Source organism: Klebsiella aerogenes KCTC 2190, from assembly GCF_000215745.1.
GTDB classification, from domain to species: domain Bacteria; phylum Pseudomonadota; class Gammaproteobacteria; order Enterobacterales; family Enterobacteriaceae; genus Klebsiella; species Klebsiella aerogenes.
Genome location: NC_015663.1, coordinates 380,554 through 401,089, shown reverse-complemented (window position 1 = coordinate 401,089; position 20,536 = coordinate 380,554). Strand labels below are relative to the sequence as shown.

At 56.7% G+C, this 20,536-nt stretch carries 22 protein-coding genes; 18 read left to right on the top strand and 4 right to left on the bottom strand.

The annotated features are described in order from the left end of the window. Positions 1-172 precede the first annotated feature (172 nt). Positions 173-961, top strand: a complete 789-nt coding sequence (locus EAE_RS02010; protein WP_015703303.1) for an SDR family oxidoreductase — start codon at positions 173-175, stop codon at positions 959-961. A 66-nt stretch (positions 962-1,027) separates the two neighbouring features. Here EAE_RS02010 and queD read toward each other — a convergent pair whose 3' ends face one another. Then, positions 1,028-1,393, bottom strand: coding sequence for a 6-carboxytetrahydropterin synthase QueD (gene queD, locus EAE_RS02005; RefSeq protein ID WP_162866946.1), 366 nt, complete (start codon positions 1,391-1,393; stop codon positions 1,028-1,030). Between the two features lie 317 nt (positions 1,394-1,710). Between queD and cysJ the strand changes: the two genes are divergently transcribed. The 3 genes from cysJ to cysH all read left to right on the top strand — a co-directional run bounded on the left by cysJ (position 1,711) and on the right by cysH (position 6,058). Continuing rightward, on the top strand, positions 1,711-3,510 hold the full coding sequence (gene cysJ / locus EAE_RS02000) for an NADPH-dependent assimilatory sulfite reductase flavoprotein subunit (protein ID WP_015703301.1): 1,800 nt from the start codon (positions 1,711-1,713) through the stop codon (positions 3,508-3,510). Continuing rightward, positions 3,510-5,222, top strand: a complete 1,713-nt coding sequence (cysI, locus tag EAE_RS01995) for an assimilatory sulfite reductase (NADPH) hemoprotein subunit (RefSeq protein WP_015369975.1) — start codon at positions 3,510-3,512, stop codon at positions 5,220-5,222. The genes cysJ and cysI overlap by 1 nt, the downstream gene beginning before the upstream one ends. A gap of 101 nt (positions 5,223-5,323) precedes the next feature. Then, positions 5,324-6,058 (top strand): phosphoadenosine phosphosulfate reductase, encoded by a 735-nt coding sequence (gene cysH, locus EAE_RS01990; RefSeq protein ID WP_015369976.1) that lies wholly within the window; start codon positions 5,324-5,326, stop codon positions 6,056-6,058. A gap of 73 nt (positions 6,059-6,131) precedes the next feature. On the opposite strand, the gene EAE_RS01985 is transcribed toward cysH, so the two are convergent. After that, positions 6,132-7,178 carry an aminopeptidase gene (locus EAE_RS01985; RefSeq protein ID WP_015703300.1) on the bottom strand — a complete coding sequence of 349 codons (1,047 nt, stop codon included), beginning with the start codon at positions 7,176-7,178 and terminating at the stop codon, positions 6,132-6,134. A 246-nt stretch (positions 7,179-7,424) separates the two neighbouring features. On the opposite strand from EAE_RS01985, the gene cysG reads away from it, so the two are divergent. The 13 genes from cysG (at position 7,425) to rpoS (ending at position 18,652) form a co-directional block, all read left to right on the top strand. Further along, positions 7,425-8,831, top strand: coding sequence for a siroheme synthase CysG (cysG, locus tag EAE_RS01980; RefSeq protein WP_162870458.1), 1,407 nt, complete (start codon positions 7,425-7,427; stop codon positions 8,829-8,831). Between the two features lie 9 nt (positions 8,832-8,840). Continuing rightward, complete coding sequence (gene cysD / locus EAE_RS01975; protein WP_015369979.1) at positions 8,841-9,749, top strand: sulfate adenylyltransferase subunit CysD; 909 nt, start codon at positions 8,841-8,843, stop codon at positions 9,747-9,749. 9 nt (positions 9,750-9,758) lie between these two features. Continuing rightward, entirely contained in the window at positions 9,759-11,186 is a 1,428-nt protein-coding gene (gene cysN, locus EAE_RS01970) for a sulfate adenylyltransferase subunit CysN (RefSeq protein ID WP_015703298.1), read from the top strand. Next, positions 11,186-11,791, top strand: coding sequence for an adenylyl-sulfate kinase (gene cysC / locus EAE_RS01965; RefSeq protein ID WP_015369981.1), 606 nt, complete (start codon positions 11,186-11,188; stop codon positions 11,789-11,791). The genes cysN and cysC overlap by 1 nt, the downstream gene beginning before the upstream one ends. Positions 11,792-11,841: 50 nt before the next feature. Further along, complete coding sequence (locus EAE_RS01960) at positions 11,842-12,168, top strand: DUF3561 family protein (protein ID WP_015369982.1); 327 nt, start codon at positions 11,842-11,844, stop codon at positions 12,166-12,168. Positions 12,169-12,306: 138 nt separating this feature from the next. Beyond that, positions 12,307-12,618, top strand: a complete 312-nt coding sequence (ftsB, locus tag EAE_RS01955; RefSeq protein WP_015369983.1) for a cell division protein FtsB — start codon at positions 12,307-12,309, stop codon at positions 12,616-12,618. Between the two features lie 19 nt (positions 12,619-12,637). After that, on the top strand, positions 12,638-13,348 hold the full coding sequence (ispD, locus tag EAE_RS01950; protein ID WP_015703297.1) for a 2-C-methyl-D-erythritol 4-phosphate cytidylyltransferase: 711 nt from the start codon (positions 12,638-12,640) through the stop codon (positions 13,346-13,348). Then, positions 13,348-13,827 (top strand): 2-C-methyl-D-erythritol 2,4-cyclodiphosphate synthase, encoded by a 480-nt coding sequence (ispF, locus tag EAE_RS01945; protein WP_015703296.1) that lies wholly within the window; start codon positions 13,348-13,350, stop codon positions 13,825-13,827. The genes ispD and ispF overlap by 1 nt, the downstream gene beginning before the upstream one ends. Then, a complete protein-coding gene (truD, locus tag EAE_RS01940; RefSeq protein WP_015703295.1) occupies positions 13,824-14,873 on the top strand; it encodes a tRNA pseudouridine(13) synthase TruD in 1,050 nt (349 codons plus the stop codon). Before ispF ends, truD begins: the two co-directional genes overlap by 4 nt. Continuing rightward, positions 14,854-15,615, top strand: coding sequence for a 5'/3'-nucleotidase SurE (gene surE, locus EAE_RS01935; protein ID WP_015703294.1), 762 nt, complete (start codon positions 14,854-14,856; stop codon positions 15,613-15,615). The genes truD and surE overlap by 20 nt, the downstream gene beginning before the upstream one ends. Further along, on the top strand, positions 15,609-16,235 hold the full coding sequence (locus EAE_RS01930) for a protein-L-isoaspartate(D-aspartate) O-methyltransferase (RefSeq protein ID WP_015369988.1): 627 nt from the start codon (positions 15,609-15,611) through the stop codon (positions 16,233-16,235). The genes surE and EAE_RS01930 overlap by 7 nt, the downstream gene beginning before the upstream one ends. Positions 16,236-16,359: 124 nt before the next feature. Further along, positions 16,360-17,502 carry a murein hydrolase activator NlpD gene (gene nlpD, locus EAE_RS01925; protein ID WP_015703293.1) on the top strand — a complete coding sequence of 381 codons (1,143 nt, stop codon included), beginning with the start codon at positions 16,360-16,362 and terminating at the stop codon, positions 17,500-17,502. A 157-nt stretch (positions 17,503-17,659) separates the two neighbouring features. Continuing rightward, positions 17,660-18,652 carry an RNA polymerase sigma factor RpoS gene (rpoS, locus tag EAE_RS01920; protein WP_015703292.1) on the top strand — a complete coding sequence of 331 codons (993 nt, stop codon included), beginning with the start codon at positions 17,660-17,662 and terminating at the stop codon, positions 18,650-18,652. 52 nt (positions 18,653-18,704) lie between these two features. Here rpoS and EAE_RS01915 read toward each other — a convergent pair whose 3' ends face one another. Next, a complete protein-coding gene (locus tag EAE_RS01915) occupies positions 18,705-19,082 on the bottom strand; it encodes a DUF4440 domain-containing protein (RefSeq protein WP_015703291.1) in 378 nt (125 codons plus the stop codon). 122 nt (positions 19,083-19,204) lie between these two features. Between EAE_RS01915 and EAE_RS01910 the strand changes: the two genes are divergently transcribed. Beyond that, entirely contained in the window at positions 19,205-20,092 is an 888-nt protein-coding gene (locus EAE_RS01910) for a LysR family transcriptional regulator (RefSeq protein WP_015703290.1), read from the top strand. Here the strand turns inward: EAE_RS01910 and EAE_RS01905 are convergent. Beyond that, entirely contained in the window at positions 20,089-20,508 is a 420-nt protein-coding gene (locus EAE_RS01905) for a MarR family winged helix-turn-helix transcriptional regulator (protein WP_015703289.1), read from the bottom strand. The genes EAE_RS01910 and EAE_RS01905 overlap by 4 nt on opposite strands. Between the last annotated feature and the right edge of the window lie 28 nt (positions 20,509-20,536).

Genomic DNA, 20,536 nt, shown 5'->3' with positions numbered 1-20,536 from the left:
GTTGGTTGCTAACCGCCCGGCAGCTCTCTTCTTCATATATGAATTCATCTTTGCACTCGATTTCAGCGCCGGGGTTGAGATACGCCTTCATGACAGCAGTGCTATCATTGGCGCATTAATTCAGCCGCCTGAAGCGGGCGGCTGATACGTTGACTTAAGGAACGAGTTAACCATGCAGCCAATTGATCCATCCACTGCCTTCTCTATGGACTTCTTCTCGCTCAAGGGGAAAACCGCTATCGTTACCGGTGGTAATAGCGGCCTGGGGCAGGCTTTTGCCGTTGCTCTGGCGACCGCCGGCGCGAATCTGTTTGTTCCCGCTCTGCGCGAAGAACACACGCAAACCCGCAAACTTATCGAACAGCAGGGCGTTGAGCTGGAATTCATGCTGGCGGATATCACCGATGGCGGTATGCCGCAGCGGATTATCGCCGCCTGCTGCGAACGTTTCGGTACCGTTGATATTCTGGTGAACAATGCCGGTATTTGTCAGTTGAATAAGGTGCTGCGCTTTGGGCGAACAGACTGGGATCCGATGATCGAGACTAACCTGACCGCAGCGTTCGAGCTCAGCCACGAAGCCGCGAAAATTATGGTTCCGCGGCGAAGCGGTAAGATTATTAATATCTGTTCGGTGTTTTCTTATCTCGGCGGCAGCTGGTCGCCGGCCTATGCCGCCACCAAGCATGCGCTGGCTGGCTTAACCAAAGCCTACTGCGATGAGCTGGGCCCGCATAATATTCAGGTTAACGGCATCGCGCCTGGCTATTACGAAACTGCCATGACCGCTATCACCCGCAGTATCCCAAAAGAGAACCGACGCGTACTTGCGCATATACCCGCAGGCCGTTGGGGAGAAGCGCAGGATTTAATGGGCGCCGTTGTGTTCCTCGCCAGCCGGGCCTCGGATTACGTTAACGGTCATATTCTGGCGGTGGATGGCGGCTATCTGGTGCGTTGATTCCAACGGCGTGGGATGAAACAGAAAACCGCCATGGCAGCAGCCGGATGGCGGATAGACAGGGCATTACTCGCCGCGATAGACGCAGCCTGCGGTGCAGGTCTCTTTTACCATTACCGCGCTCAGCAGAGGAACCTGCGGTTTCATTTGATCCCAAATCCATTTGGCCAGCACTTCGCTGGTTGGGTTCTCCAGTCCTGGGATATCGTTCAGGTAATAGTGGTCTAAACGATCGTAGGTCGGTTTAAACGCGGCTTTCAGCTCGGCGAAATCCATGATCCACCCGGTATGGGGATCGACTTCACCGGTAATCTCCAGACGCACCATAAAAGAGTGACCATGCAGGCGACCGCATTTGTGGCCTTTCGGTACGTGCGGCAGGTGGTGGGCGGCTTCGAAGGTGAAATCTTTAAACAGCGTGGTGGACATCATTAACTCTCAACAGGACGAAAAAAACCGCCGTAGGGTACCGGAAAGTACATTTTTTAGCATTAACTAAAACGGCCCTGAACGCAAAATCGCCATTTTTGTGGTGTTTTGATGATTTAATTTATTATTTTTCAACAGGTTAACTAATCGTTTTTGTTGTTAATAACTATAACTAAAACAGGTTAGTCCATTTGGTTATTTGTTATTTCCATCCCTTCTTTAATTGTTAGTATGCCCGCCGTTAACCTTACAATCTCTTCTGTTTTTGTCGCGCTGACAGGGCGTGAATAACAGCTTTGCTTACTGGAACATAACGACGCATGACGACACAGGCCCCACCTTCCAATCTGCTGCCGCTAAACCCGGAGCAACTGGCGCGCCTACAGGCGGCCACGACTGACTTTACGCCAACCCAACTGGCTTGGGTGTCCGGCTACTTCTGGGGCATGCTGAATCAGCAGCCCGGCGCCGTGGTAAGCGCGCCCGTTCAGGCGGTAGAAGCGCCGGCCATCACCCTGATTTCCGCTTCGCAGACCGGCAACGCGCGTCGGGTTGCCGAAGCGCTGCGCGACGATTTACAGGCCGCGCAGCTGAACGTGAAACTGGTGAACGCTGGCGACTATAAATTCAAACAAATCGCCGGTGAAAAACTGCTGGTAGTGGTGACGTCGACTCAGGGTGAAGGTGAGCCGCCGGAAGAAGCCGTCGCATTGCATAAGTTATTGTTTTCAAAGAAAGCGCCGAAGCTCGATGGCACCGCCTTCGCGGTGTTTGGTCTCGGCGATACCTCCTATGAGTTTTTCTGCCAGTCCGGCAAAGATTTCGATAGCAAACTGGCCGAACTGGGCGGCGAACGTCTGCTCGATCGCGTTGACGCCGACGTTGAATATCAAGCCGCGGCGGCGGAATGGCGCGCTCGCGTAGTGGATGTGCTGAAAGCGCGTGCGCCGACGGCAGCGCCTGCCCAGCTTGCTACCAGCGGCGCAGTGAATGAAATTCATACCAGTCCGTATACCAAAGAAGCGCCGCTGACGGCGACGCTTGCTGTGAATCAGAAAATAACCGGTCGCGACTCGGAAAAAGATGTCCGTCATATCGAGATCGATCTGGGTGATTCCGGCCTGCGTTATCAGCCGGGAGATGCGCTAGGCGTGTGGTATCAGAACGATCCGGCGCTGGTCAAAGAGCTGGTGGAGCTGCTGTGGCTTAAGGGTGATGAACCGGTCACGGTAGAAGGCAAAACGCTGCCGCTGGCGCAAGCGCTGGAGTGGCATTTTGAGCTGACGGTCAATACCGCCAATATTGTTGAGAACTATGCCACCCTGACCCGCAGTGAAACGCTGCTGCCGCTGGTCGGCGATAAAGCGCAGTTGCAGCACTACGCTGCGACAACACCTATCGTCGATATGGTGCGCTTCTCGCCGGCACAGTTGAATGCCGAAGCCTTAATCGGCCTGCTGCGCCCGCTAACGCCGCGCCTCTACTCTATTGCGTCCTCGCAGGCGGAAGCGGAAAACGAAGTCCACGTTACCGTTGGCGTCGTGCGTTATGACATCGAAGGCCGCGCTCGCGCCGGTGGCGCGTCCAGCTTCCTCGCCGACCGCGTGGAAGAAGATGGCGAAGTGCGCATCTTTATCGAACACAATGACAACTTCCGTCTGCCTGCTAACCCGCAAACCCCGGTTATCATGATTGGCCCTGGAACCGGGATTGCGCCGTTCCGCGCCTTTATGCAGCAGCGCGCGGCGGAAGGGGCGGAAGGGAAGAACTGGTTGTTCTTCGGCAATCCGCATTTCACGGAAGATTTCCTCTATCAGGTGGAATGGCAGAGCTACGTCAAAGAGGGCGTGCTGAGCCGAATCGACCTGGCCTGGTCCCGCGATCAACAACAAAAAATCTATGTACAGGACAAACTGCGCGAGCAGGGGGCTGAAGTGTGGCGTTGGATTAACGACGGCGCCCATATTTATGTCTGCGGCGATGCCAATCGTATGGCGAAAGACGTCGAGCAGGCGTTACTGGAAGTGATTGCCGAATACGGCGCGATGGACGCCGAAGCGGCGGACGAATTTTTAAGTGAGCTGCGCGTTGAGCGCCGTTATCAGCGAGATGTCTACTAATGAGCGAAAAACATCCTGGCCCGCTGGTGGTCGAAGGTAAACTCTCCGACGCCGAGCGTATGAAGATCGAGAGCAACTACCTGCGCGGCACCATCGCGGAAGATTTAAATGACGGCCTGACCGGCGGTTTTAAAGGTGACAACTTCCTGCTCATCCGCTTCCACGGTATGTACCAGCAGGACGACCGCGATATTCGCGCGGAACGCGCGGCGCAGAAACTGGAGCCGCGCCACGCGATGCTGCTGCGCTGCCGTCTGCCGGGCGGCGTTATCACCACCAAACAGTGGCAGGCGATCGATAAATTCGCCGCGGATAACACCATCTACGGTAGTATTCGTCTGACTAACCGTCAGACTTTCCAGTTCCACGGTATTCTGAAGAAGAACGTGAAGCCGGTGCATCAGATGCTGCACTCCGTTGGCCTGGATGCGCTGGCGACCGCCAACGACATGAACCGCAATGTGCTGTGCACCTCGAACCCGTTTGAGTCGCAGCTGCACGCCGAAGCCTACGAGTGGGCGAAGAAGATCTCTGAACATCTGCTGCCGCGTACCCGCGCCTATGCTGAGATCTGGTTAGATCAGGAAAAGGTCGCCACCACCGACGAGGAACCGATCCTCGGCCAGACCTATCTGCCGCGTAAATTCAAAACGACGGTGGTGATCCCGCCGCAGAACGATATCGATCTGCATGCCAATGATATGAACTTCGTGGCGATTGCGGAAAACGGCAAGCTTGTCGGCTTTAACCTGCTGGTGGGCGGCGGGTTGTCTATCGAGCACGGTAATAAGAAAACCTATGCGCGTACCGCCAGCGAGTTTGGCTATCTGCCGCTGGAGCATACCCTGGCAGTGGCGGAAGCGGTCGTGACCACCCAGCGCGACTGGGGTAATCGTACCGATCGTAAAAACGCGAAAACCAAATATACCCTTGAGCGCGTCGGTGTGGAGACCTTCAAGGCGGAAGTTGAGCGTCGTGCCGGGATCAAATTCGAACCGATTCGTCCGTACGAATTTACCGGCCGCGGCGACCGCATCGGCTGGGTTAAGGGTATCGATAATAACTGGCACCTGACGCTGTTTATTGAGAACGGCCGTATTCTGGATTATCCGGGCCGCCCGCTAAAAACTGGCCTGCTGGAGATCGCGAAGATTCACAAAGGTGAATTCCGTATCACCGCCAACCAGAACCTGATCATCGCCAGCGTACCGGAAGATCAGAAAGCGCGGATCGAGAAACTGGCCCGCGATCATGGCCTGATGAATGCCGTCACGGCGCAGCGTGAGAACTCAATGGCCTGCGTGTCGTTCCCGACTTGTCCGTTAGCGATGGCCGAAGCCGAGCGTTTCCTGCCGTCGTTTATCGACAAGGTCGAAGAGGTGATGAGCAAGCACGGCGTTGGCGATGAGCATATCGTAACCCGCGTCACGGGTTGCCCGAACGGCTGCGGCCGCGCGATGCTGGCGGAAGTTGGCCTGGTGGGTAAAGCCCCTGGCCGCTATAACCTGCATATCGGCGGCAACCGCAGCGGGACGCGCATTCCACGAATGTATCGTGAAAATATCACCGAGCCGGAGATCCTTGCTTCGCTCGACGAGCTGGTAGGGCGCTGGGCGAAAGAGCGCGAAGCGGGTGAAGGCTTCGGCGACTTTACGGTGCGTGCGGGCATCATTCGCCCGGTGCTCGACCCGGCGCGTGATTTCTGGGAATAACCTGAATTGCCGGATAGCGGCATGAATGCTTTATCAAGCCTACCGTTCGCGTAGGCCTGATAAGCGAAGCGCCATCAGGCAAGGCACACAGTGAGGAATCTATGTCCAAACTCGATCTAAACGCGCTGAACGATCTGCCTAAAGTAGAACGCGTCATGGCGCTGGCGGAAGTTAACACTCAGCTGGAAAAACTCAGCGCCGAAGAACGCGTGGCGTGGGCGCTGGAAAACCTGCCCGGCGACTATGCGCTCTCTTCAAGCTTTGGTATTCAGGCGGCAGTCAGCCTGCATCTGGTGAACCAGCTGCGCCCGGACATTCCGGTGATCCTGACCGATACCGGCTATCTGTTCCCGGAAACCTATCAGTTTATTGATGAATTGACCGAGAAGCTCAACCTGAACCTTAAAGTCTACCGGGCGACGGAAAGCGCCGCCTGGCAGGAAGCGCGTTACGGCAAACTGTGGGAGCAGGGCGTTGAAGGCATTGAGAAGTACAATGAAATCAACAAAGTTGAGCCGATGAATCGGGCGCTGAAGGAGCTCAACACCCGCACCTGGTTTGCTGGCCTGCGCCGCGAGCAGTCCGGCAGCCGGGCGCATTTACCGGTGCTGGCTATCCAGCGCGGCGTCTTTAAGCTGCTGCCGATTATCGACTGGGATAACCGGACGGTTTATCAGTATCTGCAAAAGCACGGCCTGAAATACCACCCGCTCTGGGAGCAGGGGTATTTGTCCGTTGGTGACACTCACACTACCCGTAAATGGGAACCCGGTATGGCGGAAGAAGAAACCCGATTCTTTGGCCTCAAGCGGGAGTGCGGATTGCACGAAGGCTAAGCGATGCGCTATGCCGGAGAGTGTTATTCCAAAGCGGACACGCGGGCTATACCGCGGGTTCGCTTTGCGCAAATCAGTTTTTCTTCTCAACTTTCGCCAGCTCTTTCACCAGCGGCAGCATCACTTTGACAACATCGCGCCCGCGGTGCTCGATCCTTCCCGGCAGCGCTTTGTCGATATACTGTTGGTTATCCAGTTGTACATCATGCCAGCTGGTACCCTGCGGGAAGCTACGGGTTTTACTGCGCTGCTGATAGCCATCCTTTTTACCCAATGACCAGTTAGTCGCTTCCACGGAGAGTACCGGGATCCCGGCGTTATCAAAAACGCTGGCATCGTTACAGCAACCGGTGCCTTTCGGGAACTCCGGATTCAGCCCTGGATTGGTGAACGCGGCGATACCGTGACTACGGGCGATAGCCAGCGCGCGATCGCGGGTCAGCTTGCGTACCGATGCCGGCGTGCTGCGCCCGCTATTGAAATAGAGCTTATCGCCGACCACCAGGTTATCGAGATTAATCACCAGCAGCGTATTTTTCTTTTCCGCCTCGCTCATGCGCTTAAGTATGTTTTGCGCGCCCAGTCGGCCTTCTTCCTCGCCGCTGGTGGCGATAAAGCGAATGCCGTAACGGGTGGGGACGTTCTTTAAATGTTCCGCCAGCTCCAGCAGCACGCCGAGCCCCATTGCGTTATCGTCAATACCCTGCAGCGTCAGGCCACCAAGGTTGTTCTCAACGTCTTTATCGCTCTGCGGCGCGTAGGTATCGAGGTGCGCCATAATAATGATTTGCTGGCGAGACTGGCCTTCATGCGCGGCGATAACCGTGCTGCCGGTGGCGTTGTGCCAGTTCTTACGTTGATTGCTGTCGGTATAGATGTAGCGGGTATTAAAGCTACGTACGTCGCTCTGATAACCCATCTGGGCAAACTGTTGACGAAGATAATCGGCTGATAGCATCTCGGCCGGCGTACCGGTCATTCTTCCGGGGAAGACGGTAGCAATATGGCGGGCCTGGGTATTGGCGGTGTCGCCCAGGGCGCTGAATGCCGGAGCGGCGGAGAAGACAAAACCTGTGCCAAGCGCCAGCGGCAGCAGACGGCGGCACATCGCGGAAAACATAATGGGTCCTTACACAAGCGAAACATTTCGACCGCGTTAGTATGAAACTGTGACGGCGCTTAAACAATTTCATTTGCTCTTAAATAGCGGAAAATGAGCGTGTTAAGCACTTTTTGATATTTAGATTTCCAGCTCGTTATTCTTTTGCGTCACAACTCATTCCATTTCGTAATTTCATTTGCTCAAGGCCGCCCCCTATAGTCCCTCTATTGCTGAATGTAAGAGAGTTGTTGCGCCGTGGATTACTTGCCCCTGTTTGCCGAGTTGAAAGAGAGACCCGTGCTGGTTATCGGCGGCGGTGAAGTTGCCGTCCGTAAGATTAAATTCTTGCTGCGGGCGCAGGCGAAGGTACAGGTGGTCGCCGCCGTCCTGTCGCCGGAGCTCGCTGAACAGGTTGAACGTCAGCAAATCAGCTGGCGGGCAACCGCCTTTGATGAGCAGCAGGTGGACGATGTATTTCTGGTGATTGCCGCCACCGACGATCGTGAACTTAACCAGCGGGTGTTTGCCGCGGCTAACGCGCGTTACCGCCTGGTAAACGTGGTGGATGACCAGCAACTGTGCTCATTCGTCTTTCCTTCTATTGTCGACAGGTCGCCGCTGCTGGTGGCGATCTCCTCCAGCGGCAAGGCGCCGGTGCTGTCGCGCATTCTGCGTGAAAAAATCGAAGCGCTACTGCCCACCAATCTGGGGCGACTGGCTGAAACGGCGAGCTACTGGCGCCATCATCTGAAAACCCGGCTGACCACCACCGAAGCGCGTCGTCGCTTCTGGGAGCGCGTTTTCACCGGGCGTTTTGCCAGCCTGATGGTGGCCGGTAACCACGCGGCGGCGGAACGGGCGCTGCAGGATGAACTCGACAGGCCGGAACGCAGCGTGGGCGAAATTATTCTGGTAGGCGCCGGGCCGGGGGATGCCGGCTTGCTGACACTACGCGGCCTGCAGGCGATTCAACAGGCGGACGTGGTGTTTTATGACCATCTGGTGACCGAGAGCGTGCGGGAACTGGTGCGCCGCGATGCCGAAATGATCTGCGTTGGCAAGCGCGCGGGCGAGCACTCCGTACCGCAGCACGAAACGAATCAAATGCTGGTGGAGGCTGCCAAAGCGGGGAAAACGGTGGTGCGCCTGAAGGGCGGCGATCCGTTTATTTTCGGACGCGGCGGGGAAGAACTGCAGGCGGCCGCCGCCGCCGGGATCCCGTTCCAGGTGGTGCCAGGCGTTACCGCCGCGGCGGGCGCGACGGCCTATGCTGGCATTCCGCTGACCCATCGCGATTATGCGCAAAGTGCAGTTTTCGTCACCGGTCACTATAAATCTGACAGCGCGCCGTTTGATTGGGCGCTGCTGGCGAAGAGCCAACAAACGCTGGCGATTTACATGGGCACCATGAAAGCGGCGGACATCAGCGCTCAGCTGATCGCCCATGGCCGCGACGCGAATACTCCGGTGGCGGTGATTTCCCGCGGCACTCGCGAGGATCAGCAGACGCTGACAGGCACGTTACAACAGCTCGAACATCTGGCGAAAGATGCCCCAATGCCCGCGCTACTGGTGGTGGGCGAAGTGGTACAGCTGCATCAGCAGCTCGCCTGGTTTCAACACACAACGACAGCGGAAGGGTTTAACTCTTCTGTGGTAAATCTGGCTTAAGGAACGGTTATGGACCAAAAACGACTCACTCACCTGCGGCAACTGGAGGCGGAAAGCATCCATATCATTCGTGAGGTGGCCGCCGAATTCTCTAACCCGGTGATGATGTACTCCATCGGTAAAGATTCCAGCGTAATGCTGCATCTGGCGCGCAAAGCGTTTTATCCGGGGACCCTGCCGTTCCCGCTGCTGCACGTCGATACCGGCTGGAAATTCCGTGAGATGTATGAATTCCGTGACCGTACCGCCAAAGCCTATGGCTGCGAACTGCTGGTGCATAAAAACCCGGAAGGGGTGGCGATGGGCATCAACCCGTTCGTTCACGGCAGCGCCAAGCACACCGATATCATGAAAACCGAAGGCCTGAAGCAGGCGCTGAACAAATATGGCTTTGATGCCGCATTCGGCGGCGCGCGTCGTGATGAAGAGAAATCCCGCGCTAAAGAGCGCATTTACTCCTTCCGCGACCGCTTCCACCGCTGGGATCCGAAAAATCAGCGTCCGGAGCTGTGGCATAACTACAACGGCCAGATTAACAAAGGCGAAAGCATTCGCGTCTTCCCGCTCTCTAACTGGACCGAGCTGGATATCTGGCAGTACATCTACCTGGAAAATATTGAAATCGTCCCGCTGTACCTGGCGGCAGAACGCCCGGTACTGGAGCGCGACGGCATGCTGATGATGATCGATGACGACCGTATCGATCTGCAGCCGGGCGAGATGATCAAAAAGCAGATGGTGCGCTTCCGTACCCTCGGCTGCTGGCCACTGACCGGCGCGGTAGAGTCCAACGCGCAAACGCTGCCGGAAATTATTGAAGAGATGCTGGTATCCACCACCAGCGAACGTCAGGGGCGCGTCATTGACCGCGACCAGGCAGGCTCCATGGAGCTGAAAAAACGTCAGGGGTATTTCTAAGGAGCCGCCATGAACACTACGATTGCACAACAAATTGCTAAAGAAGGCGGCGTAGAAGCTTATCTGCACGCGCAACAGCACAAAAGCCTGCTGCGTTTTCTGACCTGCGGCAGCGTCGATGACGGCAAAAGTACCTTGATTGGCCGCCTGCTGCACGATACGCGCCAGATTTATGAAGATCAGCTCTCTTCCCTGCACAATGACAGCAAGCGTCACGGTACTCAGGGCGAGAAACTGGATCTGGCGCTGCTGGTGGATGGCCTGCAGGCCGAGCGCGAGCAGGGCATCACCATTGATGTCGCCTATCGCTACTTCTCGACTGAGAAACGCAAATTTATCATTGCCGACACGCCGGGCCATGAGCAGTACACCCGTAATATGGCGACCGGCGCGTCCACCTGCGATCTGGCGATCCTGCTGATTGACGCCCGCAAAGGCGTGCTCGACCAGACTCGCCGCCACAGCTTTATCTCTACGCTATTGGGGATTAAGCACCTGGTGGTCGCGGTGAACAAAATGGATCTCGTCGAGTTCAGCGAAGCGCGCTTCAATGAAATTCGTGAAGATTATCTGACCTTCGCCGAACAGCTGCCGGGCAAGCTTGATATCCGTTTCGTGCCGCTCTCGGCGCTGGAAGGGGATAACGTCGCCACCCAGAGCGATAAAATGCCGTGGTACAGCGGCCCGACGCTGCTGGAAGTGCTGGAAACCGTTGACATCCAGCGCGAGGTTGAAAGCCAGCCGCTGCGCTTCCCGGTGCAGTACGTGAACCGTCCGAACCTGGATTTCCGCGGTTTCTCCGGCACCGTCGCTTCCGGTACGGTCACCGTTGGCCAGCGCCTGAAGGTGTTGCCGTCGGGCGTCGAGTCGAACGTGGCGCGTATTGTCACCTTTGACGGCGACCTGCCTCAGGCCGGGGCGGGGGAAGCGATCACTATCGTTCTGAAAGATGAAATCGACATCAGCCGCGGCGATTTGCTGGTTGACGCTGAAGCCTCGCTGCCTGCGGTACAAAGCGCCAGCATCGACGTCGTGTGGATGGCGGAACAGGCGCTGTCGCCGGGCCAGAGCTATGACATTAAAGTGGCTGGCAAGAAAACCCGCGCCCGCGTTGACGCTATCCGCTATCAGGTGGACATCAATAATCTGACCCAGCGTGAAGTCGAAACCCTGCCGCTGAACGGCATTGGGCTGGTGGAGCTGACCTTTGACGAGCCGCTGGTGCTTGATCCATATCAGAACAACCCGGTGACCGGCGGGCTTATCTTTATCGATCGCCTGAGCAACGTGACGGTTGGCGCGGGAATGGTCAACGAACCGCACCTGCAGGCGCAGGCCCCGACGTCGCAGTACAGCGCGTTTGAACTGGAACTGAATCAGCTGATTCGGAAACACTTCCCGCACTGGGACGCGCGCGATCTGCTGGGAGGCAAGTAATGGCCCGGCATGACGAAAACGTCGTCTGGCATGCGCATCCGGTGACCCGAGAGCAGCGCGAGCAGCACCATGGCCATCGCGGCGTGGTGCTGTGGTTTACCGGCCTCTCGGGGTCGGGTAAATCCACCGTCGCCGGGGCGCTGGAAGAGGCGCTGCACGAGCTTGGCGTAAGCACCTATTTGCTTGACGGCGATAATGTGCGTCACGGGCTGTGCAGCGATCTGGGATTCAGTGACGACGATCGCAAAGAGAACATTCGCCGCGTCGGTGAAGTGGCTAAGCTGATGGTCGATGCCGGGCTGGTTGTATTGACGGCATTTATATCTCCGCATCGTGCAGAACGGCAGATGGTGCGTGAGCGTTTGGGAGAGGGACGCTTTATCGAGGTCTTTGTCGATACCCCGTTAGCCATCTGTGAGACGCGGGATCCAAAAGGATTGTACAAGAAGGCGCGGGCAGGGGAGTTGCGCAATTTTACCGGTATTGATTCGGTCTATGAATCCCCGGAGAATGCTGAAATTCATCTGGATGGTGAACAATTGGTAACAAATTTGGTGCACCAACTATTAGACCTGCTTCGACAGAGCGATATTATCAGATCCTGAAAAGGCAACGGCATCGAGGGGTGCCGGTCGGCCGGTCAACAGGATTCGATATGCGCAATACCCAGAACCTCAGTATTATTCGTTCAGAACCGCCTCCGGCGGCCAGCGACGAGACCACCTGGTCTTTGTCGGGTGCCGCCGTGGGCTTTATTTCGTGGCTGCTGGCGCTGGGTATTCCCTTCCTCTTGTATGGCGGTAATACGCTCTTTTTCTTCCTCTACACCTGGCCTTTCTTCCTTGCCATTATGCCGGTCGCCGTGGTGGTCGGTATTGCGCTACATTCATTACTGGACGGCAAGCTGATTTACAGCGTTTGCGCGACGATTTTAACCGTCGGGCTGATGTTTGGTCTGCTGTTCCTCTGGCTGTTGGGATAGCCTTTTTGGGATGAATCAAGCCTGGGTATCCATCGCAAAAATGTGGTACAGTCCCCGCGTTACGCGGCATCGTCCGCGCGCCAGGGTAGAGTACTCCGGCGAGTTATGGGATGATGATGCCGTTTTTCAGGGGGCAGGATGGGTAAATTAACGCTGCTATTATTAGCTTTGCTGGTCTGGCTACAGTACTCGCTGTGGTTTGGCAAAAATGGTTTGCACGACTATAGCCGGGTTAATGACGATGTCTCCGCTCAGCAGGCCACTAACGCCAAATTAAAAGCGCGCAACGATCAGCTTTTCGCCGAAATTGACGATCTCAACGGCGGTCAGGAAGCGATCGAAGAACGCGCACGCAATGAACTCAGCATGACCCGCCCGGGCGAAACATTCTATCGTCTGGTGCCGGATGCCTCAAAACGCAATCAGGGTTCTGCGCAGAATAATCGATAAACAAGCCCAGGATGACAATATGGCAGCCACTTTTCCGGGCGTTTGCGCCGTGGTGCCGGCAGCCGGTTTTGGCCGCCGTATGCAAACGGAGTGCCCGAAACAATATCTCTCAATCGGTAACAAAACGATTCTCGAACATTCGGTCGCCGCGCTGCTGGCGAACGAACGCGTTCAGCGGGTGGTGATCGCCGTCAGCCCCGGCGACGTCCGCTTTAGTCAACTTCCCTTAGCCCATCATCCGCAGGTCACCGTCGTTGACGGCGGCGCCGAGCGCGCCGATTCGGTACTCGCGGGGCTAAAAGCGTTAGCGGATGCGCAATGGGTGCTGGTTCATGATGCCGCGCGACCGTGCCTGCATCAGGACGATCTCTCGCGGCTGCTGGCGCTGAGCGCAACCAGCCGCGTCGGCGGCATACTGGCGGCGCCGGTGCGCGATACCATGAAGCGTGCCGAACCGGGCAAAACCGCGATCGCCCATACCGTTGAACGCAATGATTTATGGCATGCGCTGACGCCGCAATTTTTCCCGCGTGAACTGCTATTTGACTGCCTGACGCGCGCGCTGGATGAAGGCGCGACCATCACCGATGAAGCGTCGGCGCTGGAGTACTGCGGCTTCCATCCCGAATTGGTCGCCGGACGAGCTGATAATATTAAAGTAACGCGCCCGGAAGATCTGGCGCTGGCCGAATTTTACCTTACCCGTTCCCGACACCAGGAGAAGGCTTAATGCGAATTGGACACGGTTTTGACGTACACGCTTTTGGCGGTGAAGGGCCAATTATTATTGGCGGGGTACGTATTCCTTATGAGAAAGGGCTGCTCGCCCATTCCGATGGCGACGTCGCGCTACATGCGCTGACCGACGCGCTGCTGGGCGCCGCGGCGCTCGGCGACATCGGTAAACTGTTCCCGGATACCGATCCGGCCTTTAAAGGCGCGGATAGCCGGGAGCTGCTGCGTGAAGCGTGGCGGCGGATTCAGGCGAAGGGATATACCCTTGGCAACGTTGACGTCACCATCATCGCCCAGGCGCCAAAAATGCTGCCGCATATCCCGCAGATGCGCGTGTTTATCGCCGAAGATCTCGGCTGCCATATGGACGACGTCAATGTGAAAGCGACCACCACCGAGAAGCTTGGCTTCACCGGCCGTGGCGAAGGCATCGCCTGTGAAGCGGTGGCGCTGCTGCGTAAGGCTGCGCAATGATCGCCTTTGATGACTTAACATACCTGCACGGCAAGCCGCTGGGCCAGGGGCGGCTGAAGGCCAATCCGGAAGACTTTCTGGTGGTCGAAGACCTCGGTTTCGCCCCTGATGGCGAAGGCGAACATGTGCTGGTGCGGATTCTGAAAAATGGCTGCAACACCCGTTTTGTTGCCGATGCGCTGGCGAAATTCCTTAAAATCCATGCGCGCGAAGTGAGCTTTGCCGGGCAAAAGGATAAGCATGCGGTCACCGAACAGTGGCTGTGCGCCCGCGTGCCGGGCAAAGAGATGCCGGATCTGAGTAAGTTTCAGCTCGAAGGCTGCCAGGTGCTGGAGTATGCACGCCATAAGCGTAAGCTGCGTTTAGGCGCGCTGAAGGGCAACCAGTTCACGCTGATCCTGCGGGAAATCAGCGATCGCGACGATGTAGAAAAGCGCTTGCAGGCGATTGCCGACGGCGGCGTGCCGAACTATTTTGGCGCGCAACGCTTTGGTATCGGCGGCAGTAACCTGCAGGGCGCTTTGCGCTGGGCCGAGAACGGCGAACCGGTGCGCGATCGCAATAAACGCAGTTTTTGGTTGTCGGCGGCTCGCAGCGCGTTGTTTAATCAGCAAGTTGCAATTAGATTAAAAAAAACGGAATTTAATCAGGTTGTTGATGGCGATGCGCTACAATTAGCGGGGCGCGGAAGCTGGTTTGTGGCAACCACCGAAGAGTTGGCGGAATTGCAGGCGCGGGTCGATAACCGCGAACTGATGATTACCGCTGCGCTGCCGGGCAGCGGCGACTGGGGCAGCCAACGCGACGCGCTGGCCGCCGAGCAAGCCGCGATAGCCGAAGAAACGTCGCTACAGGCGCTGCTGGCGCGCGAAAAAGTTGAAGCCGCGCGCCGGGCGATGCTGCTGTATCCGCAGCAATTGTGCTGGAACTGGTGGGATGATGTCACTGTTGAACTGCGCTTCTGGCTGCCAGCGGGAAGTTTTGCCACCAGCGTGGTAAGGGAACTTATCAATACAACGGGTGACTATGCGAATATTGCTGAGTAACGATGACGGTATCCACGCGCCGGGGATCCAAACCCTGGCGAAGGCCTTACGCGAATTTGCCGAGGTCCAGGTTGTTGCACCCGATCGTAATCGCAGCGGCGCCTCAAATTCGCTCACGCTGGAATCTTCTCTACGCACGTTCACCTTTGAAAATGGCGATATCGCCGTCCAGATGGGCACGCCGACCGACTGCGTTTATCTCGGCGTTAACGCGCTGATGCGCCCGCGCCCGGATATTGTGGTCTCTGGAATCAACGCGGGCCCCAATCTTGGCGATGATGTTATCTATTCCGGTACCGTCGCGGCCGCGATGGAAGGCCGCCATCTTGGTTTTCCCGCCCTTGCCGTTTCGCTGGACGGCTATCAACATTACGATACCGCGGCGGCAGTGACGTGCACCATTCTGCGCGCGTTAAGCCGCGAGCCGCTGCGTACCGGGCGGATCCTCAACATCAACGTGCCGGATCTTCCCCTCGAGCAAATCAAAGGCATTCGCGTCACCCGCTGCGGCAACCGGCACCCGGCCGACCAGGTCATCCCGCAAAAAGATCCGCGCGGCAATACGCTGTACTGGATCGGCCCGCCGGGTGATAAGCGCGATGCCGGGCCGGGGACCGATTTTGCGGCGGTGGATGAAGGCTATGTTTCCGTAACGCCATTGCATGTCGATTTAACCGCTCATCAGGCACATGAGGTGGTAACCGATTGGTTAGAACGCGTCGGGGTTGATACGCAATGGTAAGTAAACGTGTTGAAAGTTTGTTGAATCAGCTACGCACTCAGGGCATCGTCGATGAGCGGGTCCTCGAGGCAATCGCGCAGGTTCCGCGCGAAAAATTCGTTGATGAAGCCTTTGAACATAAGGCGTGGGAAAACACCGCGCTGCCGATTGGCCAGGGGCAAACCATCTCGCAGCCTTATATGGTGGCGCGGATGACGGAGCTTCTGGAACTGACGCCGGACTCAAGGGTGCTGGAAATTGGCACCGGCTCCGGCTATCAGACGGCGATCCTGGCGCACCTTGTGCACCACGTCTGCTCGGTTGAGCGGATTAAGAGCCTGCAGTGGCAGGCGCGCCGGCGTCTTAAACAACTTGATTTACATAATGTTTCAACCCGTCATGGCGATGGATGGCAGGGTTGGCAGGCTCGCGCGCCTTTTGACGCGATTATCGTCACCGCCGCGCCGCCGGAAATTCCGGCCGCGCTGATGGCGCAGCTTGATGAAGGCGGCGTGCTGGTTTTGCCTGTCGGTGAAGAACATCAGTACCTGAAGCGGATCCGTCGCCGCGGCGGCGAATTTTTCATCGATACCGTCGAAGCCGTTCGCTTTGTTCCGCTCGTCAGAGGGGAACTGGCCTGAACCCGGATTATTCCAGGTTTTTTTTGCCTAAGTTTAGGCGTAGGGTGGACACATTTTTCAGTGTCCTGGCCGGGCGCTGCCCGGTAAGCAAGATATTGGCAGTTAACATATTCCTGGGGGATAAATGAGCGCGGGAAGCCCAAAATTTACCGTAAGCCGTATTGCGGCGTTGTCACTGGTTTCACTCTGGCTGGCCGGGTGTACAAATACCAATAATCCGCCTGCGCCGGTGAATTCGGCAAGCGGCGCTGCGTCCTCCAGCACCAATTCCGGGATGCTGATTACACCGCCATCCTCCGGCGCGCAGCAAGTTCCGCCGGCTCAGCCGATTCAGCCGATGCAGACCCAGCCAATTCAGACTCAGCCGACCCAGGTTCAGCCGATGGCTCAGCAACCGGTGCAGACGGTGAACGGTAAGATCGTTTACAACCGTAAATATGGCGATATTCCGAAAGGCAGCTACACCGGCGGCAGCACCTATACCGTTAAGCGCGGCGATACCCTGTTCTATATCGCATGGGTCACCGGCAACGATTTCCGCGACCTTGCGGAACGCAACAACGTCCCGGCGCCGTACGCGCTGAACGTGGGCCAGGTGCTGCAGGTCGGCAACTCCGCAGGCCAGCCGATCACCGGCGAAAACCCGGTATCTCAGGCTAGCGCGCAAGCAAGCGGCGGTGCGACGGCCACCACAACTTCTGCACAAAAATCCACCGCAGTGGTTGCGTCACAACCGACTATTACGTATTCTGAATCTTCAGGTGAACAGAGTGCTACTAAGATGTTGCCGAATAATAAACCAGCAACGACCACGACAGCGGTCGCTCCGGTTACGGCGCCATCAACCGTTAGCACAACCCAACCGACTGCAAGCAGTACGTCTACCAGTTCGCCGATCTCATCATGGCGCTGGCCGACTGATGGCAAGGTTATCGAGAACTTTAGCGGCGCGGAAGGCGGCAATAAAGGTATCGACATTGCAGGCAGTAAAGGACAGGCTATTGTCGCGACCGCCGATGGGCGCGTCGTCTATGCCGGTAACGCACTGCGCGGTTACGGTAATCTTATTATCATCAAACACAACGATGATTACCTGAGTGCCTACGCTCATAACGATACCATGCTGGTTCGGGAGCAACAGGAAGTCAAAGCGGGGCAGAAAATCGCTACCATGGGTAGCACCGGAACCAGCTCAACAAGATTACATTTTGAAATTCGTTACAAGGGGAAATCCGTCAACCCGCTGCAGTACTTACCGCAGCGATAATTTGGCAAAGTACGGATAAGCGTAACACCATGAAAGGCGCCAGGGCGGTCGCGATATGCCTCCTTCAGTGGAGGCATAAAGAGGATAACTCCGGCGTCGTTTAGTGATGGGTCGCGGAAGGTGCTTTGCTCAGGGATCACGGGTAGGAGCCACCTTTATGAGTCAGAATACGCTGAAAGTTCATGATTTAAATGAAGACGCGGAATTTGATGAGAACGGAATGGAGGTTTTCGACGAGAAAGCCTTAGTAGAAGAGGAACCCAGTGATAGCGATCTGGCTGAGGAAGAGCTGCTGTCGCAAGGCGCCACCCAGCGCGTTCTCGATGCGACACAGCTGTATCTTGGTGAGATTGGTTATTCCCCGCTGCTGACGGCCGAAGAAGAAGTCTATTTCGCCCGTCGCGCACTACGTGGAGATGTTGCTTCACGCCGTCGCATGATTGAAAGTAACCTGCGTCTGGTGGTGAAGATTGCTCGTCGTTACAGCAATCGTGGTCTGGCGCTGCTGGATCTGATTGAAGAAGGTAACCTCGGCCTGATCCGCGCAGTTGAGAAGTTTGACCCGGAGCGTGGGTTCCGTTTTTCAACCTACGCCACCTGGTGGATCCGTCAAACGATTGAACGGGCGATTATGAACCAAACCCGTACCATTCGTTTACCCATCCATATTGTGAAAGAGCTGAACGTTTATCTGCGTACCGCGCGCGAGTTGTCGCATAAGCTGGACCACGAGCCAAGCGCCGAAGAGATAGCCGAACAGCTGGATAAACCGGTTGATGACGTTAGCCGTATGCTGCGTCTGAACGAGCGCATTACCTCAGTGGATACCCCGCTGGGCGGTGACTCAGAAAAAGCGCTGCTGGATATTCTGGCCGATGAAAAAGACAACGGCCCGGAAGACACCACGCAGGACGATGATATGAAACAAAGCATCGTCAAATGGCTGTTCGAACTGAACGCCAAACAGCGCGAAGTACTGGCTCGTCGTTTCGGGCTGCTGGGATATGAAGCCGCAACGCTTGAAGATGTGGGTCGTGAAATCGGCCTGACCCGCGAACGCGTGCGTCAGATTCAGGTGGAAGGCCTGCGCCGCCTGCGGGAGATCCTGCAGGGACAGGGGCTAAACATCGAAGCGCTATTCCGCGAATAAATCGTTTTCTCTCAAAAAGGCCCAATCCAGCGATTGGGCCTTTTCCTTTGCATTAACCGATACGGGTTTCCTGCAGGTGACGCCAGAGGATTTTTCCCTCAATGCGTTGAAATATCGCCGTGGACCAGCGCACGACTTCGCCTTGTTCCGGCAGGGTCTGGCTTTCGCGGTAGAGCACCGCGCCGCCGTCATGCCATTCGCTCAACACCTGCGCATTATCAACCACGATACTTAATCCAGGGCGGCTGCCGCCAGCGCTATGGAAAAAGCCGCTTACCGTCGGGTAATCCATCTTAGCGCCGCTGATAGGAACCATTGTAAACTCTTGTGCAAAACGGCTCATCAGCGCTTGTGCGCTACCTTCTTTCCGGCCCAGCCATTGTTCAATGATCACGTGGGCGTCGATAACTTCTTGGATCCATGGGTTCATGTTTTCTCCGGATTAAGCTGCAGGCAATGCAGGGGATTACTGTAAACCGCGTCTCAGGGGCGGATAAATGCGCTTTTCAGGGATATACTGTCTAAAAATTTTTGACAATAAGCCCTATTCAAATGCTAAACCTGCAGCGCGTTACCATGTTTGTCGCCGTTGTTGATGCCGGAAGCTTTACTGCCGCGGCGGCGGCGCTTGGGCAGACCAAAGCGGTGGTCAGTTTTAACGTTCGCCAGCTAGAGAGTGAACTGGGGGTGACGTTGCTGCTGCGTTCGACGCGCCGGTTAACGCTCACCGAAGCCGGGGCGGTGTTTTACCAGCGCGGCGTCGGGCTGTTGAAAGCCGCGGAGAATTTACAGGATGAGGTGCGCGCCAGCCACGCCGGGTTAAGCGGTGAACTGCGGATCACCACCACCCCGGAATATGGCGCCCAGGTGATTATCCCGGCACTGGCGGAATTTGCTTGTCGACATCCGGCGCTGCGGGTGCGTCACGTCTCATCGTCTTATCACGCGGATTTGATCTCTGAACGTTTTGATGTCGCGATACGCCTCGGGACCCTGGCCGATTCACGCTATCATGCGGCCCGGATTTCGCGTTTCGCCATCGTGCCCGTGGCCTCGCCGATTTGGCTGGATAAACATCCGCTGCGCACGCTTGCCGACCTGGCGCAGGCGGCGTGGATTGTTAACGAGCGCCTGGCGACGCCGCTACGCTGGCAGCTCCTGACCGCCGAAGGGCAATCGATCGCTTTTGAAATTACGCAACCACCGCGGATCTCAGCCGATAGCGCACAAGCGTTAATGGGCTTCGCGCTGGCGGGAAGCGGAGTGGCGCTACTCCCGGAGTGGCTGGTGGCCGAAGCTATCGCGCGGCAGGAGCTGGTGCGGGTAGTGCCAGAGTATATTTTTCCATCGCAGGGGGTATACGCCGTCTACCCGGACGCGCAGCATGTGCCAACCAAGGTCCGGGCATTTATCGATTTTCTGCGCGAACGAACCGCTTAATCCGCGTTTTTATTTTCCATCATTTTCAGCACCAGCCGGGAAAACTGCGCGCGCTCCTCTTCGTTAAGGCGGCTCAAAAATTCTTCATCGACCCGGTTGCCCTGCGGCATGGAATTTGCCAGCAGCGCCTGCCCTTCATTCGTCAGATAGACAAAGCGGCGACGTTTATCGCTCGGATCGTGTTCGCGGCGTACCAGCCCGCGTTTCTCCATCCGGCTTAGCATTTCCGCCAGCGTCGCTTTCGTGCTGACGGCCGCTTCGATAAGCGTCACCTGCTCGATACCAGGATGTTCGGCGACCGAGCGCATCACCGCGTATTGCGGCTTGGTCAGTTCCGGTAATTCATGCTGCCAGCGCGCGGTATGCTGTTGAAAAAGCTGGCGTAGAAGGTGGAACGCCTCGTTACGTAACTCCATGGACACTCCGTCACAAAAATATCACCTT

Excerpts from the sequence above, each read along its gene's own strand:
- EAE_RS02010 (WP_015703303.1), top strand. The coding sequence starts at position 173 with ATGCAGCCAATTGATCCATCCACTGCCTTCTCTATGGACTTCTTCTCG.
- queD (WP_162866946.1), bottom strand. The coding sequence starts at position 1,393 with ATGATGTCCACCACGCTGTTTAAAGATTTCACCTTCGAAGCCGCCCAC.
- cysJ (WP_015703301.1), top strand. The coding sequence starts at position 1,711 with ATGACGACACAGGCCCCACCTTCCAATCTGCTGCCGCTAAACCCGGAG.
- cysI (WP_015369975.1), top strand. The coding sequence starts at position 3,510 with ATGAGCGAAAAACATCCTGGCCCGCTGGTGGTCGAAGGTAAACTCTCC.
- cysH (WP_015369976.1), top strand. The coding sequence starts at position 5,324 with ATGTCCAAACTCGATCTAAACGCGCTGAACGATCTGCCTAAAGTAGAA.
- EAE_RS01985 (WP_015703300.1), bottom strand. The coding sequence starts at position 7,178 with ATGTTTTCCGCGATGTGCCGCCGTCTGCTGCCGCTGGCGCTTGGCACA.
- cysD (WP_015369979.1), top strand. The coding sequence starts at position 8,841 with ATGGACCAAAAACGACTCACTCACCTGCGGCAACTGGAGGCGGAAAGC.
- cysN (WP_015703298.1), top strand. The coding sequence starts at position 9,759 with ATGAACACTACGATTGCACAACAAATTGCTAAAGAAGGCGGCGTAGAA.
- cysC (WP_015369981.1), top strand. The coding sequence starts at position 11,186 with ATGGCCCGGCATGACGAAAACGTCGTCTGGCATGCGCATCCGGTGACC.
- EAE_RS01960 (WP_015369982.1), top strand. The coding sequence starts at position 11,842 with ATGCGCAATACCCAGAACCTCAGTATTATTCGTTCAGAACCGCCTCCG.
- ftsB (WP_015369983.1), top strand. The coding sequence starts at position 12,307 with ATGGGTAAATTAACGCTGCTATTATTAGCTTTGCTGGTCTGGCTACAG.
- ispD (WP_015703297.1), top strand. The coding sequence starts at position 12,638 with ATGGCAGCCACTTTTCCGGGCGTTTGCGCCGTGGTGCCGGCAGCCGGT.
- ispF (WP_015703296.1), top strand. The coding sequence starts at position 13,348 with ATGCGAATTGGACACGGTTTTGACGTACACGCTTTTGGCGGTGAAGGG.
- truD (WP_015703295.1), top strand. The coding sequence starts at position 13,824 with ATGATCGCCTTTGATGACTTAACATACCTGCACGGCAAGCCGCTGGGC.
- surE (WP_015703294.1), top strand. The coding sequence starts at position 14,854 with ATGCGAATATTGCTGAGTAACGATGACGGTATCCACGCGCCGGGGATC.
- EAE_RS01930 (WP_015369988.1), top strand. The coding sequence starts at position 15,609 with ATGGTAAGTAAACGTGTTGAAAGTTTGTTGAATCAGCTACGCACTCAG.
- nlpD (WP_015703293.1), top strand. The coding sequence starts at position 16,360 with ATGAGCGCGGGAAGCCCAAAATTTACCGTAAGCCGTATTGCGGCGTTG.
- rpoS (WP_015703292.1), top strand. The coding sequence starts at position 17,660 with ATGAGTCAGAATACGCTGAAAGTTCATGATTTAAATGAAGACGCGGAA.
- EAE_RS01915 (WP_015703291.1), bottom strand. The coding sequence starts at position 19,082 with ATGAACCCATGGATCCAAGAAGTTATCGACGCCCACGTGATCATTGAA.
- EAE_RS01910 (WP_015703290.1), top strand. The coding sequence starts at position 19,205 with ATGCTAAACCTGCAGCGCGTTACCATGTTTGTCGCCGTTGTTGATGCC.
- EAE_RS01905 (WP_015703289.1), bottom strand. The coding sequence starts at position 20,508 with ATGGAGTTACGTAACGAGGCGTTCCACCTTCTACGCCAGCTTTTTCAA.